Here is an 18,059-nt window from a genome sequence, read left to right on the forward strand (position 1 = left end):
GTGCCGCTGGTGTGAGGAAATGCCGCGTCGCAATAGCCGCAGCTGGATAGGTCAGCTATCGTTCGCAAAGCTGGCGCTTGCTTATTTCTGCACAAAGACCGCTTTGAACTCACGATGGCCGTAAATCGCATGTTTGTGTGCCAAGTCTTCAAGCAAGATCTTAAACATCCCTGTTAACGATGCACACTATGCGACTTCTCGAATCTGACGTAACTTGCCGAAATGCCAAAGCCGAAGATCAGAAAGCTTGCTGCCATCGTTTCGGTCGATGTCGTTGGTTACGCGCGTCTCATGCAAATTGATGAAGAGGGAACTCTTGCGCGGCTCGGAGTGTGCTTCGACGGCATCGTTTCGCGCCGGGTCGCAGCGCATGACGGGCGTGTCGTCAAATCAATGGGTGACGGCCTATTGATTGAGTTTCCAACGGCAGTAGATGCGGTTGCCTGCTCTTTGGAAGTTCAAAAAGTCATTGCAGAACGGGAAGCCGGCATAGCTGACGACTTGAAGATAACTTTTCGCATCGGCGTAAACATTGGCGACATTGTTGTCATTGGCGATGACATTTTTGGGGACGGCGTGAACCAAGCGTCACGCCTTCAAGAAATTGCCAATCCAGGTGAGCTTTGTATCTCGGGCGGTGTGTTTGATCAGGTCAAAGACAAAATTGAGCATGCCTTTGTAGATCTCGGTCATCGAAAATTAAAAAACATTGTTCAGCCTGTCCGCGCTTATCGTTCGACTTTGACGGCCACAAAAGAAGAGACTAAGCCGATTGGCTGGCCCTTCCTCACAGCTGCCAGACGTGAACCGGTAACTGCAGGTGGATGTCTTTGCGGAGCAATTCGTTACCAAGTTTGGTCTCAGCCAGTGGCCGTTGGCTTTTGCCATTGCAGACACTGTCAACTGGCTCTTGGTTCGCCATTGAATGCGTGGGCGATTTTCGAGAAGCCAAATGTGGAATTCGAAGGCGAAGAACCGGGCTTATACGCTTCTTCAAAGCTTTCTGAGCGCGCGTTTTGCAAAAATTGCGGGACGAGCATTTATACCGACATCAAAGATATCGGATACTATTCGATCCGTGTGGGGACGCTCGACAATCCAGCTGATTTTCCGCCTGAGCTTCACTATGGCGTCGAAAGTCAAATCCCTTGGGTCGACATACACGACGACTTACCCAGAATTAGAACAGAAGAAGATCCGCGCATGGCATCTCGTTGGGTTGCTGTGGGCGAGCCAAGTTCCGGACCGACCCCACCTTTTTCGGAGGATCGCGTTGCTAACAAGCTAGAAGGAAAGAAGACTGATCAAGGAAAGGAAAATGAGTAGCGGCAGCATTGTTCGCATACGTTAATTACGAACAACCTGAGATTTTGCGCACGCGGCGAAAACCCGCAATGCGGGTTGTGACTGTGGCGTCGGCTAGTCGTGATCAAGATAGTCTCAGGATCGCTTCCTAGTTACTGGCCGCGGAAGTGGAGTTTCCTTAGGTTTTGTCCTTATCGCGGCGCGCCTTCGGAAAGAGAGCCCAGCCATTCCCACACTTTCTTGGCGGTGGTATTTTTCGAGGCTCTCTCCGTCAAACAGGCGAAGTATCCTCGTTCGGTTCCGACGCTCTTGTTCGCCACGCGCACCAGTTGTCCTTGATCAATCAAACTTTGAAAGAGTGTTTCCCAGCCGAGAATCACACCATCACCGTTCATTGCAGCTTGGAGGTACACCATGAATGAGGTGAATCGTTGCTCGGATCGAGGGACAGGTAACGATATGTCGGTTCCTCCGAAATACGTTTCCCAGTCGTTAGCGTGCACTCCGGTAGAAAGGTGCAGCAAGGGCAGTCGCGCCAGGTCTTCCAGCGCATCACCGACGTTTGAAAACGCACCGGGCTTTGCGAAAGGCACCAGCTGTTCAGAGAAGATCGATACGTTAAGCGTCTCTGGGAGCTGGGTTGGATCGTTGAAAAGGATCAACACGTCAGACTGGACTGTTCGGTAGGTTTCGTTTTGATCTCGGGAAACGAGTTCAATAGCGATGTCTGGGTGTTCAGTTCGAAAACTCGCCAAGCGTTGCATCAAATAGCAGCTGGCAAACCCAATCGTCGTGTTCACTACCACAACGTTCCGATCAGGTTGGGCCTTTATGTGGTCGATAGCTTCCGCGACTTGAGTGATGCTGCCGGAGATTGCTTTGAAGAGGAGATCTCCCTCAGCCGTCAACGTTGCAGCGGGACGCTTACGAACGATAAGTTTAACCCCGATTTCTGCTTCGAGCTCCGCAACGCGCCTGCTGATCGAGGGCTGCTGCACATTCAATTCACTCGCGGCACGCGTGAAATTTAGATGCCGGGCAACGGCCTCAAAGGCCGTGAGTAACTTCCAGTTCAACCTAGGCAACGCGTATTCCCTCATGGAATAGTATGTATAGCTCTTTTAGGCGTTCTCATCAGGCCCGCAAAAGCCCAAAAATGACGCAGTGAGGCTGAATTTCGGATGTACTGAAGAGTGAACGAACAGACCAAAGATCAATCCGTGCCGGAAGGCGGTGCCAAAGAGTGGGCGTGGAATCCTGCTATGCCTATTCCTGTGAGCCCGGTTTTTGCTTGGCCACCCCGGCCGACGCAAGCGTTCAAGTGGCTTGCCTCGTATTGGCTGGCGTTGTCATCAACAGTGGTCGAGCTTGGGCTTGCCATTGCGGTCTGGTGGTTCACTCAACCGACTTGGGAGGCCATGCAGACGCTGGATTTTACCTGGATCATCACGATTTGGGCCCGCAACACGGCTTTGCTCGTTTTGGTCGCCGGAAGTCTACACCTTTGGCTCTGGCGCTGGCGCGGTCAAGGAGAGACCACCAAGTTCGACATCCGCGACCTGGCTGTGAACAATCGCAATTTCACCTTCCGCAATCAGGTCTTCGACAATGTCTTTTGGTCCCTTGCTTCGGGGGTGACAATTTGGACGATCTACGAAGTGCTGTACTTCTGGTGCGCTGCCAATGGGTTTGCGCCTGTCGTCAGCTTTGGCAGCGCGCCGATCTGGTCAGTCGTCTGGCTCATACTGATCCCTCTGTGGGCTTCTTTCCACTTCTATTGGATACACCGCCTTCTGCACTGGCCACCAATCTACAAGCGGGTGCATTCGCTCCATCATCGCAACGTCAACGTTGGTCCGTGGTCGGGTATGTCGATGCACCCGCTCGAACACCTCGGCTACTTCTCGTCTGTTCTGGTCCATTTTACAGTCCCGTCCGACCCGATCCACGTGATCTTTCACCTGTACAATCTGGCGCTGAATCCCGCAGTCTCGCATGCCGGATTTGAGAAGCTGTTTATCAAAGATCGCAAACGCATGGCGCTTGGGGATTTCTTCCACCAGCTGCATCACCGTTACTTCGAGTGCAATTATGGCACAGCCGAAGTGCCATGGGACGTTGTCTTTGGCTCGTTCCACAATGGCACACCAGAAGCCACGCGGCGTATTCGCGACCGCAAACGCCGTTTGGGGCAATGATATGAAAGCGCAGGCTGCAGTCATGTACGGTGTCGGTCAACCTCTTCGTGTTGAACAGCTTGAATTGGCAGAGCCAGGGCCCGGTGAAGTGCGCCTTAGCATGGGGGCGGCTGGGGTTTGCCATTCTGATTATCACGTCATGTCAGGCCAAGCCGGTCACAAATTGCCCGTCGTTCTTGGACATGAGGGCGCAGGTACGGTCACAGCCTTGGGCGAGAGCGTCGAGGGCCTCGAGATAGGCGATCACGTCGTGCTCAGCTGGATCCCCTATTGCGGGGAGTGCTTCTTCTGCAAGAACGAACAAACCCACCTGTGCCAAGCTTATAAAGAGTCACTTTGGGCAGGAACCATGCTGGATGGCTCCTGCCGGTTTTCGAATGCAAGTGGATCGCTTTATCACTTGTCGATGCTTGCTTGTTGGGCTGACACCGTGGTCGTGCCGCAGGTGAGCTGCGTGAAGATCGACAAGGCTGTTCCCTTTGAAATCGCTGCTCTTCTGGGATGTGCTGTCACCACGGGCGTCGGGGCTGCATTGAACCGTGCTAAGGTTGCGAACGGAGACAACGTCGCAGTGATCGGAGCAGGCGGTGTTGGGCTCTCAATCATTATGGGCGCAAAGCTTGCGGGTGCTGCGCAGATTATTGCCATTGACGTGTCACCCGAGGCTGAAGGCAAGGCACGGGAGCTCGGGGCTACCCATTTCGTGAATGCAAAGGAAGACGTAGGTGCGGCTATTCGAGCCCTTACTGAACATGGGGCGGATCATGTCTTTGAAGCCGTCGGAAAGCGGATATTACAGCGCGCCGCCATAGATTGCTGTCGCCCCGGAGGACAGGTGACCTTTGTTGGGATGGACGCCAACGACGCGACGATTGACTTGCCATCCACCGGGATCACAAGGGCAGAGATCAACGTCACAGGATCGATCTTTGGCTCTTGCTGTACGACCCGAGACTTCAAGGCGTATGGTCAGCACTATTTGGACGGTGATCTGCCCATCAACCAGCTGATCGGTCGCCGCTACCGGCTGGGTCAGATTAACATAGCAATTGATGACATGCTGGCCGGAAAACCCGGACGCGGTGTCATCTTGTTCGACTAGAGCAGTGAGATGATCGGGACCGCACTCACCCGTCTTGCAAGATTTGTGTCTGAGGACGCATTGACCCCAGATCAGACAACCACGGCCATTCTCAGGAACGGTGTTATCGACACGCTTGGTTGCATGATTGTCGGGGCAAAGACAGACGTCGCGCAACGCTGCCGTTTGGCAGTCGCAAATATGGGAGTGGGAGGACCCTCGCGTGTTGTAGGATCGTTTGAGCGGTTTTCACGACCACATGCGGCATTCTTAAACACAGTCGCTGGGCACGCATTGGATTTCGACGATTGGGAAATCCCCGGTAACACTCACCCGACTGTGGTGTTGCTGCCCGCACTGTTGGCAGTGGCGGAACTGCACACGAGAGGAGAGGACTTGGTTCGCGCTTATCTCGCTGGATTTGAAGTGATTGCTCGCCTCGGAGAAGCTTTGAACTTTGAGCACTACGACGCTGGATGGCATTCAACGGCGACTTTGGGAGCGATAGGTGCGGCCGCGGGCTGCGCGCGTTTGATGGGGCTGAACCGATCTGAGACGGCAAGAGCCATGTCCTTGGCCTGCAGTTCCGCCGCCGGGTACACATGCCAGTTCGGCTCAAATGCAAAGCCTGTCCAAGCGGGGTTTGCGGCACGTGCGGGAGTGGAGGCTGCTTGCCTTGCCAAAGCAGGGCTCAGTGCTCAGCCTCATGTGTTGGATCACCCCAGCGGCCTCGCCGCACTTATGGGTGGGCTCAACGCAGACCGTTTGGGGCAGGTTTTGCAAAAACTCGAGAAGTCATACGCCCTCAGCGAATATGGTCTGGTTCTTAAACCATGGCCAAGCTGCGGTTACACCCATCGGATTATGACCTGTGCACTGGAGATCCGCGCGCGTATTCAGGCAGAAGAGATTTCGCAAATCACCCTCCACATGCCCGATTTCCATGCCGCTGTTCTGCCGTTCGGCAGACCGAAGGCGCGCGCAGAAGCACTCTTCAGCGCACCCTTTGTTGTCTCAATGGGTCTTCTTGAAGGGGATTTGACCCTTGCCGATCTTGATAACGAAGCTTGGAAACGCCCCAAAGTCTCGGAGTTGATATCGCGCTGCGAGCTTCAACCTTTTAGTCCGAATAGACCTGATCTGAACTACAGCACGGAAGACCCCGACCGTATCGAGGTCATTCTACACACAGGCGAGCGCATCGAAGAGCGCTGTGTGTACCCTTTAGGCGCTCCGGAAGTCCCAATGTCAGGGCGCGACGTCATGGCCAAGTTCAAAGCCAATCTTGGTCAGATGTCCGAAGCGAATGCCAGGCGCACGGTTTGGATGGCCAAACTACAAGACTGGCCACAGGCCCCCTCCGTACTTGACCTCTTTTTCGAAGAAGGATTTGCCTCATGAGTAGAGTGAGATCAGGGCGCAACGCGCGGCGCGCGGCGCGGCAAGGTGGTGCCGGTTCAGGTCCCACCACTTCGATTTGGCCCGGGATCGAAGGCGGGCAATATGGTCCACTTCCCAAAGACGGGATTGAAGCCATCCATCAAACGGCGCTGCGTATCCTGGCTGAGATCGGTATCGCGCGTGCTACGCCCCGCTGTGTTGACACAGTTTTGGCCGCTGGCGGGTCCGTGACCCAGGCAGGCAGGCTGCTGTTTCCTTCAGAGATGGTCGAGCGCGTTCTGGAAACCGCTGGCCGTGGCTTCAAACTGCACGGTCAGACACCCGAATATGATCTCGACCCGTCTGGAACGCGCATTCATCTGGGTACATCCGGTGCGGCTGTGCATATCGTGGATAGCAAAAGCGGCGAGGTGCGCGACACAACCTTATCCGACCTGTATGATATGGCGCGTTTGGCTGAGGCTCTTCCCAACATTCATATGTTCCAACGCACAGTCGTGGCGCGGGATATTCTTGATCCGCATGCGATGGAGTTAAACACGGCTTATGCGTGCGCGGCGGGAACCAAAAAGCCTATAGGAACCTCCTTCAGTTCAGTTGAGACCATGCGTGCCGCTGTTGAAATGTTCCACATTATTGCGGGAGGGGAGGCCGCGTGGCGTGCGCGTCCGTTTTGCTGTGTGTCAACATGCTTCATCGTTCCCCCTCTCACATTGGCGGAAGAAGCCCTCGGCATTATTGAGTGCGCAGCAGAGACAGGCACGCCCTTAAAGCTCGTATCTGCCGGTCAGGCTGGGGCAACCAGTCCCGCCCCGCTTGCTGGTGCTGTGGCGCAGCAGACGGCGGAAGTGCTGGCGGGGCTCGTCTATGTTAATTTATTGAACCCCGGCCACCCGGCGCTTTTCGGCGCTCTGCCATTCGTCAGCGACCTTCGGACCGGCGCGATGTCCGGAGGCAGCGCAGAACAAGGGGTGCTCATGGCGGCCTGCGCGCAGATGGCACAACACTACGGCATACCTTGCGCGGTCAGTGCGGGCATGACCGACTCCAAGTTACCGGATTTCCAAGCCGGTTATGAAAAGGGGATTACCGAGCTGCTGAGCGCATTGGCGGGTGCCAATCTGATTTATGAGGCTGCCGGGATGTACGGCTCACTGCTTGCCGCAAGTAAAGAGAGTTTTGTGCTCGACAACGACCTCATTGGATCAGTTATGCGGGCCACGCGCGGTTTCGAGATCAACGAAGATGCATTGGCGTTTGACGTCATTCGTGAGGTGTGCCTCGGAGGCCCCGGTCATTTTCTTGGGAGCGACCAGACTTTGGGTAGAATGCAAAGCGACTACTACTATCCGGCCTTGGCGGACCGCGCAACACCTCAAGCCTGGGCAGACGCAGAGACTCCAACACTTCTCGAGACAGCTCGTGAAAAGACGCGAGATATTTTGGAGCAACCTGCGGATGCGATTTTTGGCTCAGAAACGAATTTAGAGATCATGGCCAAATTTCCTGAGATCCGAGAAGCTTGGTCCGATTTGCAAGGCATCACATCGTCTGCACAAACTTAGCTTTTAGCTCATGCAGAGTATTGCCTCTCCGTCGAGCGGAGCATTGAGCAACGGCTGATTATGGTAAATCAAATGACCGCTTTTGGGAGGCCGCACCGCAGCGAAGGCTGTTGGAGTCAAGGTCCGGTGCGGGCCGTTCCAAATTTCAAACTATGAACTTATGGTGACTGAAGGTGATGAAATACTCGTTGCGTGAAGTTGAATTGATGAAAGAATGCTCTAGGCGAAAGGCTTGTTCCGTCTTACGACAAAGTTGGCGTTTTTGACGCGATTTTGGAATGGTTCTGTCTTGTAGGCGGTCTAAAGGCGTGGGGGGAGATTTTGACACAAGTTTTGTTGGTAGAAGACAACGAAATGAACAGGGATATGCTGTCGCGGCGGCTGGAACGCAAAGGCTTTCACGTTGTCGTTGCGAAGGACGGTTTGGAAGGCGTATCCATGGCAGGTGAAGCCGGTCCCGACATTATTTTGATGGATATGAGCCTGCCGGGGATCGATGGGTGGGAGGCGACACGACGCATCAAAGCAGCACCCGAGACAGCCTCAATCCCGGTGGTCGCGCTGACGGCGCACGCAATGGCCAGCGATCGGGAAAAGGCGCTGGAAGCAGGTTGCGATGACTTTGATACCAAGCCTGTCGAGCTTAGTCGTTTGCTCGAAAAAATGGAGAAGCTGCTAAAGTCATCCTGACGAGGATTTAATTGTAGTGGTTCCGATGTGATCGGACGTACATCTCCGGCATCGGTGCTGAGAACGGTTTTTTGGCTGTCCGACGGCTCGGCAGCCCTGATCGTCTTATCCACGGCGATGTGTGATGTATCGCGGAAGGTTTGCACTCCCCACCACCTTGCAGGCCTGTGAAGCGCTGTCGAGATGCGGGCCATTTCCAGCAGTCAGAGCTTCGGTTTGATGAGCTTTCTCTGAATGCCAGCCATTGATCGACACTCCTTTCTTACGCTTCAAAAGAGCAGAAACGTCGGGCCAAGTCGTGCGTACTACAGTTTAATCAATATCAGATTTTCGCCCAATGATATGAAACGTTCTCGCCTGGCCTTTGCCCTTGATCCTTACGTCCATGGGGTCGGACAGTTCAAAGCGATGCGTAACGCGCCTTGCGGTTTCCTCTGAAACCTGAATGCGACCCGGCGTGCCCGTCGTTTCAAGACGGCTGGCGACGTTCACGGTATCCCCCCAGACATCGTAAAGGAAACGATGCGACCCAATTATTCCTGCAACGACGGGCCCGCTGTGGACGCCAATTCTGATGTGCGTAGAATAATCCATCTCATGGTTCAGTGCGTCAACCTGAGACAACATCCGATGCGCCATTTCAACGATCACTTCAGCGTGGTTCTCCCGATGATCGGGTACGCCGGCGGCGGCCATATACGCGTCTCCGATTGTCTTGATCTTTTCCACGCCAAGTTCTGAGGCGATGTCGTCGAAGCTGGAAAAAACTCGGTTCAGGTAGTGAACGACTTGCGCGGGCGACAGTTTCGCCGACATCTCGGTAAAGCCAACAAGATCGGAAAACAGAACAGTCACATCGTCGCGTCGATCGGCAATTGTGGTCTCGCCACTATTCAAACGTGTCACGATCTTTTGCGGCAAGATGCTGTGTAGCAAGCTTTCGTACTTTTTCTTCTCCGCCTCCATCTGAGAAAGATAGAGCCGTTCCCGCGCTCGCCATTGCTTTTTTTCAAGCGCGGCGCTGATCCGGGCCTGCAATAAAATTGGGTTGAACGGTTTGGATAGGTAATCTTCTGCGCCGACTTCGATACAGCGCGCGACACTCTCGATCTCATCGAGGGCCGAGATCATGATGACCGGGATATCGCGCAGTTCATCGTTGCCCTTCAATTGCATCAACACATCATATCCGTTGATTTCCGGCATCATGAGATCAAGCAGAATCAGATCGAAAGTTTGCTGAGATATCATGGTCAGGGCCGAATGCCCCCCGTCTGCGGTCCAAACCTGATGGCCGTCCCGTTCCAGCCGACGGGCGAGCAGGTCCCGATTGGCTTCGATATCGTCAACAACCAGAATGGTCCCGGTCAGCGTGACACTGTCCGTAAGCGGGCCAATCGTGTGCATACTTTGCGCAAGGTTCGCGACCATCGCAGCGGCCCCCTGCGCTGCGTCTGGTATTCGGAAGGTGTCGTCGGACGAAATGTCTGACAACGACGCGAGCGTGTCGATTTGGTCCAACAAGGCGTTTGTATGTTCCAACAGACCCAACAGATCGGTCTGTAAATGCCCTGCATTCAGATCATCCAGATCCTCAAGCAGCATCTCGCCATAGCCCTTGATGGCATTCATCGGCGTCCGCAGATCGTGGCGAAGTCGCTTTGCACCTTCGTCACCGCTGACGGTCAGTTTGATCGCCATGTCTGGATGCAAAAGTTGATCTACGTACGCGCTCAACTGGGACGCCGCCTGTGAAATCCGCTCCAGGTCTGTGGCGACTTCCCGCACACCCGAACCTCTGGCGTCGGTTTCAAGCAACTCGCAAAGCCCGACTATTGCGCTGACTGGCGAGATCAGATTCTGGCGCAAATTTGCCAGCCAGATTGCCTGAGCCTGTCGAGCCTCACTACCAGGTTCGTGGCTCATAACTTACGTATCTCCGGATCGTGAGGCCGACAGGATTTCGTTCAACTGGCTGAGAATCGCCTCGATTTCTTCACCGTCCTTGCGGATCAACGTCTGGACCGAACCATTCAGCAGCGCGCGGTCTTCGTTGGACAGGGTTTTGGCAGTCACGATGATAACGGGTATGTCTTTCCAGTCGGGGTTTTTCCTCATACCCGCCAGAAACTCAAAACCGTCCATCTCGGGCATCATGAGGTCCAGCAAAATCACGTCCGGTACGGATTGAGACAGCCGTCGAAGCGCGTCCAAACCATTGACTGCCTCGTCCATCTGCCAGCCTTCCTTGCCCAGAACGCGGCAGATCAATTCACGCGTTGCAGCCTCGTCCTCGACCACCAGCACGCGTGGGGTCGAAACGGTTGGGCAATGCTCTTTGAGGGCATTCAGCAGCGCAACGGTGTCAATTGGCTTGCCCAGATACTCACTGGCCCCCAGCGACAACCCCCTTTTGCGATCTTCTGCGAATGTCAGCATGATAACCGGGATTTCCGCCAGTTCAGGATCATCCTTGAGCTTGGACAAAACAGCCCAGCCATCGATTTCGGGCATGAATACATCCAGTGTGATGGCGTCCGGTCGGGTTGTTCGCGCCAACTCCAACGCTTCTTCGCCCTTGGTAGATGTCAGAACCCGATACCCCTCGCGACGCAATCGGCGGCCCAACAGATCATGCACCGTTGGGTCGTCATCCACCAACAGAACCAGCGGCGCATTTGGATCGCTGTTCAGATCGTTCGCCGTTTGGCCATCGTGCTGAGACTGTTCCGTTGACGGATCCCGACAGATGCGCGGCAAATGAATGGTGAAAGTTGATCCGTCGCCAGGAGTGCTTTCGCACTGAATGTCACCGCCCAATTGGTCGCAGAAGGCCTTGGTAATCGATAACCCCAACCCGGTGCCACCATAATTCCGGGTGGTTGAAGAATCCGCCTGAGTGAATGCCTCGAATACCCTATCGACCTGCTCCGGCGACATACCGATGCCGCGATCAGCGACCGAAAATTCCAGCTGATCTGCTTCATTCGACTGAATAACTGATAGCGTGATCCTTTCTTTTTCAGTGAACTTGCAGGCATTGGACAGCAGGTTCAGCAGCGCCTGCCGCACCTTGGTCAGGTCACAGTGCATTTCACCGATATTCTTGGCACATAGGACTTCCAGCGTGTTGTGGTTCTTCTCAGCCAAGGGTTGTACTGTTGCACTGACATCGTCGATCATCTTGCAGACGTCAAAAGTCTCCAGATCGAACTCCATCTTGCCGGCTTCAATTTTGGAAAGGTCCAAGACGTCATTGATCAGCGCAAGCAGGTGCTTTCCGGCGGATTGAATTTTTTTCAGATCGCTCAGGTTCGCCTCGTCATTCTGGTCGATGGCTTCTTCGAGCATCAGTTCGCTGTAGCCAATAATTGCATTCAGCGGCGTGCGAAGCTCGTGACTCATATTGGCAAGGAAGGTGCTTTTGGTCTTGTTCGCGGTCTCGGCGATGTCGCGGGCCACCCGCAGCTCACTCTCGACCTGCTTTTGCATTGTTATATCCCGACCGTAGATATTCGCATATCCCCCTTCAGGAACCGGCCAGAGCAAAAGGGCATAGATCTGACCACCAGCCTGATACTGAAAATCTGCCCGTTGATCTTTAAGCAATCCCTTGGCAATGCGTTTGCGCCAACCTGTTCCGACACGGTCACCAACTTTCAGGTGCAGTGCTTCGATCAACCGTGCGCTTGCCTTATTAGCGTAAATCAGTTCACCCTGATCGGTGATACGCATCACCGGGTTTGGGTTTTCTTCCGGAATGCGCGCCAGTTCCCGTATCTGGCTTTCGGCCTTAAGTTGTTCGTTCAGCGCCTTTGTGTTTGCGAGCGTCAACTTGATGCCGTTGATCGCACTTTTTCTGGTTAAGAACGTGAGCTGAGTAATGACCAGAACCGATCCAAGTATGGTAAGCGTGTTAAAATACCATTCCAGCGGCCCCCAAAGAAGCATGGACAGCCAGGTTAGAAAAAGAACTGGGCTGGAAAAGCCCCAAGACACCCTGAGCGAAAATGTTGTAGAACCGCCAAATGCTCCGATAAATGCGAACAGGTACAGAACCATCTGCTCGTGCGGTGCCAAATATGGCATCATGAAAAAATTGAAGCTGCCCCATGCTGTTCCCAGGATCAGAGAGGTGATGAGGATGACTTTCAATCGCCGTTTCGAGATCGATTTGGGCCTCGGCTTGTTACGCAACGCGTAATAGCTTTTCATCCCCATCACATTCATGATCAGCAACATGACCAAGGATGCAATTGCGGGTAACGTCAGATTTGAGGGGCCGATCTGCAATATCATCACGGCAAAGGCCATCAAGAATGAAAGCGCAAATACAGGCGTCGTCGACGCTACGTCCAGCGCTTCATGAATGCGTAGCTCGCTTTCGTAGTCTTGTTCTTGTAAGTCCTGCACGCGCTTCTCCCCAAAAGCCGTTCAATTTCAGGTCACAAAATCAGGTGCAGCCTTAATCTGGCAAGGTTTATCTACGATGCGCAGTTGATTGTGTTCATCGCGGATGACCTCGTCCTAAGGCTACGGGTACCGATCGAGCGAATTCGGCCTTGTACGAATGTCAGGAATGCGGGCTGCGACCGCAGCAATTTGGCCGGTCGGTGAATGTCCGGATAGGGCCGATGGTTAGGTAGTAACAAGCGGGGCAGGGGCAATTGCTACGTCTGCTCCGAGGCCCGCTCGGAGCCCAAAAGTTCCAAATGCTGCACCATGTATAGATTGCAGCGAAGCGTGGCTTTGCTCTGGATGAAAACCGTGGCACAAGCGGTTCAACTATTCGCAAGGATCAGATCACTCGCCTTCTCTCCAATCATGATTGCAGGCGCGTTGGTGTTCCCGCTTACGATTTCGGGCATTATCGAACAGTCTGCGACACGAAGATTTTCTATACCCTTAACTTTTAATCGCGGGTCGACGACTGCCTGTGCCGAAGTTCCCATCGCGCATGTCCCGGTGGGATGGTAGATTGACACGGAATTGGAGCGAGCCCAGTCTAATGTTCCATCATAGTCTTCACACGACAATTGCGCAGACGGTCGATACTCTTCCGAAATCTTTGATGCCAAAGGGTTATGCTTTGCAATCTTTCGGGCAATATTTACCCCGTCCACAATGGTTCGGCAGTCGGTCTCGGTCGACAAGTAATTCGGAATAATCTTGATGTATTCTGCTGGGTCTGGACCGTTCAGGCGCAACTGTCCACGGCTTTCGGGGCGCAACTGGCAGACCGACATTGTAAATGCCGAAAACGGGTGCACCCCTTCACCTGGGCTGTCTGCAGACCAGGGTTGGACGTGGAACTGGATGTCAGGTGTCTGCACTTCAGGACGGGTTTTCAGAAATCCAGTCGCCAAACTGGCAGCCATCGTCATCGGACCCGCGCGAAATAAGGCATATTTCAGCGCAATCCGTGCCTGATTAAAGAGGCTGCGGACCTCATCATTCAGCGTGGGTTCATTGCATTTGAAGACAAGACGCGCTTGCAAATGGTCCTGTAGCTCTTGGCCTACGCCAGCCAGGGCGTGCACAGGTTGAATTCCGTTTTCTTTCAGATGATCCGGGTCGCCGATGCCCGACAGCATCAGAATATGGGGCGAGTTGATGGCGCCGCCCGAAAGTATGACCTCGCGGCGCACGGTAACTTTTTGCATCGCGCCAGAGCGGTCGCGGTATTCCAGCCCCGTTGCTTTTTTCCCATCAAGCACAACACGCGTCACCAATGCGTGCGTAACTACGTTCAGGTTGTCCCGATCGCGGATCGGTTTCAGATAAGCAACCGCAGCGCTGCACCGACGCCCTTTGCGTGTTGTGAGTTGGAAGTATCCGACCCCTTCTTGATCCGCGCCGTTGTAGTCAGGATTAAATGGATAACCCGCCGCCTGCGCCGCAGCCACCCAGGCATCGCAGATCGGACGTTGGATGCGCATGTTCGACACCGAAAGCGGCCCGCCTGTACCGTGAAACGCATCCTCACCGCGTTCCTGATCTTCACTGCGCTTGAACAGGGGCAGAACATCTTCCCATCCCCAGCCAATGTTGCCCATCTGACGCCAGCGGTCGTAGTCTTCGTGCTGGCCTCGCACATAAAGAAGACCGTTCAACGACGATGACCCGCCCAAGACCTTACCGCGTGGCCAATCAATCGATCGCCCATTCAGGCCCGGGTCAGGTTCGGTACGATAGCACCAATCGACCGACGGGTTGTGCATGGTTTTGAAGTACCCGACTGGGATGTGAATCCATGGATTCGTGTCTGGTCCACCGGCTTCAAGCAAGGCAACTTTCGTGTTTGGGTCAGCGCTCAGGCGATTGGCAATGACGCAGCCCGACGACCCCGCCCCGACAACCGCATAATCAACCTCCATGATCGTCTCCTCCCAAAGCCGTCAAAAAACTCTATGCAAATTGCCAGAACTATACTAGCATTTTTTGATACAAAACGTCTCAATAATTGCGATACGGGAGGATAGCAATGGAGATTGGTCGGAAACTGAGTGGAATTTCACGGCGGGATTTCTTCCGCGTGGCAGGCCGCTATGGCATGAGCTCAACCCTGTTGGCAGCTGGCGGCTTTGGCGGCGCAATGAGCTTGGCCAATTTGGTGCAAGCCGCTGAATCAAATTATGAAAAGCGGTTCTCGAAAGAACCCAAACACACGCTGAAATTCGGTGCGGCCGGCTTCAACACCCGCAACCTGTTGATCGAACGGGCTGGGGCCATCGAGTTTGCCCGCGATCTTGAAGAACGCACAGATGGCGAGATTCGGATCGAGTTCATTGGCGACAACCAGATCTGCGGTCAGCTGAGCTGTGTCGAGAAGACTCAGCAGGGTATCGTCGACATCTATGCGGCTTCTACGCAAAACTCAGCGGGCGGTGCCCCTTATTTGAACGTGCTGGACTATGCCTACATGTTCCCAAGCCGCGCGGCGCAATATCATTTCTTCTACAGCCCAGAAAGCCAGCGCATCTTGCGTGATCCGTTGGAAAAACGGCATGGCCTGAAGTTCCTGTTCACCCATTGTGAGCTGCGTGGCCTGCAAATGGGATCGACCTTTGCAGACAAACCGACCGTTACCAAGCTTGACGAGCTGTTTGGAACAAAGAACCGCGTGACCGGTACCCAACTGGGGCGGATCGCCATGCAGCTGTTGAACCTGAACCCAGTGCCCGTCGCGTGGGAAGAAACACTGGATGCATTGAAAACTGGTCTGATCGATGGTGCGGAGACATGGGCCTCGGCCGTAGCGTATGCCAATATGGCCCCGGTCGTGTCGCAGTCGGTGAACCTCAAGTTCTTCTGCGGAACCGAGCATACGTCAATGTCAGCCAGAGTGTTCGACGGCCTGAGCGGCGAACTGCAGGATGCGGTGATGGAGTCCTCGTACTTCACGCAGGCCCTGATTCAAGGCGCGAACGAGGCAGCGTTGCTGAATACCGTCGGGTTCTCGGACCCGCAGTTGCCCAACACGATCTTTGCAGAAAACGGTGTGCGTGCCGCTTTCCTCGCGGACGATCAGATCAAACTGGCCGAGGAAATGTGTGCCCCGAACTTCAACCCAGAACCCTGGGCGCAATGGCGCGAGCGGTTGAACAACTGGGCGGGCGGCATCGATACCTATCAGGAAATCTATGACATCGCGCGCGAGATTCCAGCAGACATGCTGCCAGAGAATGTCGAACCCCGCCGCTGGTGGATGGGCGCGGCCTGATTAAGCAAACCGCATCGGCCTTTTGGGGGCCGGTGCCACCAAACACCGACTGGGAGTACGGGGTTAATGTCGTTATGGGCAGATATCGGTGCGATCTTCAGCGCCTTACTCAGCCGGGATTCATTCGAGATCCAGACTGCATTGCGGTCGGACGCGGCTTGGGTGGTCGGTACAGTGATTGCAGCGCTTGGCGGTTTGCTGATCATGGTGATCTACCAAAAGGTACCATTCATCGAACGTCAGCTTGAACGCTCGGTCATGGTCTATTCCTATCTGGCCATTGCACTGATTATCTTCTGGGGCGTCATTGATCGGTTTGTTTTCAATGATCAAGAGCCTTGGTCGACCACCATCCCACCGCTTTTGTTCATGGTGATGGCGTGGTTTGGCGCGTCATACAACGTGCGCCTGCGCACTCATCTTAGTTTTTCTGAATTTCGCACCGCAATGCCGCGCGGGGCGCAACTGGCCTGCCTGATACTGGATGCGGTATTGTGGTTTATCTTTGCAGTGATCGTCATTGTGACGACAACGCGGCTGGTGGCGTTATCGGCCTCAAATTTTCAGATTGTGTTGGGGACCGATAACATCATGCAATGGTGGTTCCTGCTGGCGGCCCCGCTGTCATTCTTTCTAATGGTCGGTCGGGTGTTTCAGAACCTGGCCGATGATCTCAGAAACTGGAAAACGGGTAAGCCCCTGCTGCAGCAGGCGGTGATTGGGTCGGACTGATGGCGGACGGAACCTGGGTCACTCTGATCTCGATAGCGGTCACCTTTTTGTTCATGTTGGGCGTGCCGGTTCTGCTGGTCATCAGTTACTGGGTCATCGGCTGTTCTTTTGTTCTTGGCCTGACGCTGGACAATATGGGGGCCGAGCTACTGAACGTATTCAACAAGGGTTTCGCGCTGCTGGCGATGCCCCTGTTCATTCTGACAGGGGACTTGATCAACAAATCCGGTATAGCCCGCAGGCTGAGCGATTTTGCTTATGCCTGTTTGGGCTGGATTCGCGGCGGGCTAGCCATGGCCTCGTTGGGGGCCTGCGGACTGTTCGCGGCCATTTCCGGCTCGAACTCGGCAACAACCGCGACAATCGGGTCGATGCTGCACCCCGAAATGGTCAAGGGTGGCTATGACGAACGGTTCAGCGCCGCAACCGCAGCGGCAGGCGGTACGGTTGGGATCATCATCCCGCCGTCGATTATTTTCATCGTCTACGGGTTCCTGATGAACCTGCCGATCTCGGAACTGTTCGTGGCGGGTATTCTGCCTGGTGCCTTGATGGTCATAGGAATGCAACTGGCCTGCTGGATTATCTGCCGCATGAATGGTTGGGGGTACCTGATCCCGTTGCAATTTAACCGCATCCTGAAAACCGCCTTTGGAGCCTGGCTTGGGTTCTTTGCCATTGGGCTGGTTCTTTGGGGTATCTACACGGGCAAGTTTTCACCAACCGAAGCTGCTGGTGTGACGGTTGGCTTCTGCGTGATTGCCGGGCTGGTCAGCTATCCCATCAACCGCATTATGGGCGCGCGGAACAACATTCCGCCAACCGAAAAAACCTATGCCGAAATGTTCGTGGTTGAAGGGTTCACCATCCCTGAAATCCCCTCCATCGTGATCCGGTCGGCGCAGATAACCGGCATTCTCGCGCCGTTGATTGCTGTGTCAGTTGTGATGCAACAAATCCTGTCACTGCTTGGCGCACAGCAGACCATCGGTGATTTTGTTACCTCGATGGGCGGGTATCATGCCGTGTTGTTTACGTCGATGGTGATCGTTTTCTTCTCGGGCATGGTGCTTGAAAGCCTTCCTGTAACGATCATCCTTGCGCCCATCCTCGCGCCCATTGCAGCTTCAGTTGGGGTCGATCCGATCCATTTCTCGGTGATTTTCCTTGTTGGGGCGTCAATCGGGTTCATCACCCCGCCATACGGGCTGAACCTATACGTCGCATCGGGTGTGACTGGTGTGCCCTATTTCCGCCTGCTGCGCTATACAGTCCCGTATCTTGTTGCCTTGCTATCAGTTTGGATTCTGGTTTCGCTGGTGCCTAATCTGGCCTTGATCCTGCTTCCAAACAACTAGACTGTA

13 protein-coding genes are annotated in these 18,059 nt (G+C 54.4%); 9 read left to right on the plus strand and 4 right to left on the minus strand.

Annotated elements, in window-relative coordinates; genetic code table 11:
• Positions 1–222 precede the first annotated feature (222 nt).
• Entirely contained in the window at positions 223–1,326 is a 1,104-nt protein-coding gene (locus tag ACR0BD_RS17490; RefSeq protein ID WP_480832332.1) for a GFA family protein, read from the plus strand.
• A 170-nt stretch (positions 1,327–1,496) separates the two neighbouring features.
• On the opposite strand, the gene ACR0BD_RS17495 is transcribed toward ACR0BD_RS17490, so the two are convergent.
• Positions 1,497–2,405, minus strand: a complete 909-nt coding sequence (locus ACR0BD_RS17495; RefSeq protein WP_480832334.1) for a LysR substrate-binding domain-containing protein — start codon at positions 2,403–2,405, stop codon at positions 1,497–1,499.
• A gap of 93 nt (positions 2,406–2,498) precedes the next feature.
• On the opposite strand from ACR0BD_RS17495, the gene ACR0BD_RS17500 reads away from it, so the two are divergent.
• The 5 genes from ACR0BD_RS17500 to ACR0BD_RS17520 all read left to right on the plus strand — a co-directional run bounded on the left by ACR0BD_RS17500 (position 2,499) and on the right by ACR0BD_RS17520 (position 8,240).
• The gene (locus tag ACR0BD_RS17500; RefSeq protein ID WP_480832336.1) at positions 2,499–3,503 is read left to right on the plus strand and encodes a sterol desaturase family protein; all 1,005 of its coding nucleotides are present in this window, start codon (positions 2,499–2,501) and stop codon (positions 3,501–3,503) included.
• Positions 3,445–4,605, plus strand: coding sequence for a zinc-binding dehydrogenase (locus ACR0BD_RS17505; RefSeq protein ID WP_480832338.1), 1,161 nt, complete (start codon positions 3,445–3,447; stop codon positions 4,603–4,605). The genes ACR0BD_RS17500 and ACR0BD_RS17505 overlap by 59 nt, the downstream gene beginning before the upstream one ends.
• Positions 4,606–4,614: 9 nt before the next feature.
• On the plus strand, positions 4,615–5,985 hold the full coding sequence (locus tag ACR0BD_RS17510) for an MmgE/PrpD family protein (RefSeq protein ID WP_480832340.1): 1,371 nt from the start codon (positions 4,615–4,617) through the stop codon (positions 5,983–5,985).
• Positions 5,982–7,550 (plus strand): trimethylamine methyltransferase family protein, encoded by a 1,569-nt coding sequence (locus ACR0BD_RS17515; RefSeq protein WP_480700283.1) that lies wholly within the window; start codon positions 5,982–5,984, stop codon positions 7,548–7,550. The genes ACR0BD_RS17510 and ACR0BD_RS17515 overlap by 4 nt, the downstream gene beginning before the upstream one ends.
• Positions 7,551–7,886: 336 nt before the next feature.
• On the plus strand, positions 7,887–8,240 hold the full coding sequence (locus ACR0BD_RS17520; protein ID WP_480832393.1) for a response regulator: 354 nt from the start codon (positions 7,887–7,889) through the stop codon (positions 8,238–8,240).
• Positions 8,241–8,552: 312 nt separating this feature from the next.
• Here the strand turns inward: ACR0BD_RS17520 and ACR0BD_RS17525 are convergent, their stop codons facing one another.
• The 3 genes from ACR0BD_RS17525 to ACR0BD_RS17535 form a co-directional block, all read right to left on the minus strand.
• Positions 8,553–10,166, minus strand: coding sequence for an adenylate/guanylate cyclase domain-containing protein (locus ACR0BD_RS17525; RefSeq protein WP_480832342.1), 1,614 nt, complete (start codon positions 10,164–10,166; stop codon positions 8,553–8,555).
• A gap of 3 nt (positions 10,167–10,169) precedes the next feature.
• A complete protein-coding gene (locus tag ACR0BD_RS17530) occupies positions 10,170–12,653 on the minus strand; it encodes a response regulator (protein ID WP_480832344.1) in 2,484 nt (827 codons plus the stop codon).
• A gap of 368 nt (positions 12,654–13,021) precedes the next feature.
• A complete protein-coding gene (locus ACR0BD_RS17535; RefSeq protein ID WP_480832346.1) occupies positions 13,022–14,617 on the minus strand; it encodes a GMC family oxidoreductase in 1,596 nt (531 codons plus the stop codon).
• 107 nt (positions 14,618–14,724) lie between these two features.
• On the opposite strand from ACR0BD_RS17535, the gene ACR0BD_RS17540 reads away from it, so the two are divergent.
• From ACR0BD_RS17540 to ACR0BD_RS17550, 3 genes are all read left to right on the plus strand, one after another.
• On the plus strand, positions 14,725–15,963 hold the full coding sequence (locus tag ACR0BD_RS17540) for a TRAP transporter substrate-binding protein (protein WP_480832348.1): 1,239 nt from the start codon (positions 14,725–14,727) through the stop codon (positions 15,961–15,963).
• Positions 15,964–16,029: 66 nt separating this feature from the next.
• Positions 16,030–16,695: a TRAP transporter small permease gene (locus tag ACR0BD_RS17545; protein WP_480832350.1), complete on the plus strand. Its 666-nt coding sequence runs from the start codon at positions 16,030–16,032 to the stop codon at positions 16,693–16,695.
• Complete coding sequence (locus tag ACR0BD_RS17550; protein ID WP_480832352.1) at positions 16,695–18,053, plus strand: TRAP transporter large permease; 1,359 nt, start codon at positions 16,695–16,697, stop codon at positions 18,051–18,053. The genes ACR0BD_RS17545 and ACR0BD_RS17550 overlap by 1 nt, the downstream gene beginning before the upstream one ends.
• The last annotated feature ends 6 nt before the right edge of the window (positions 18,054–18,059 follow it).

The organism is Ruegeria sp. G5 (genome assembly GCF_056533365.1).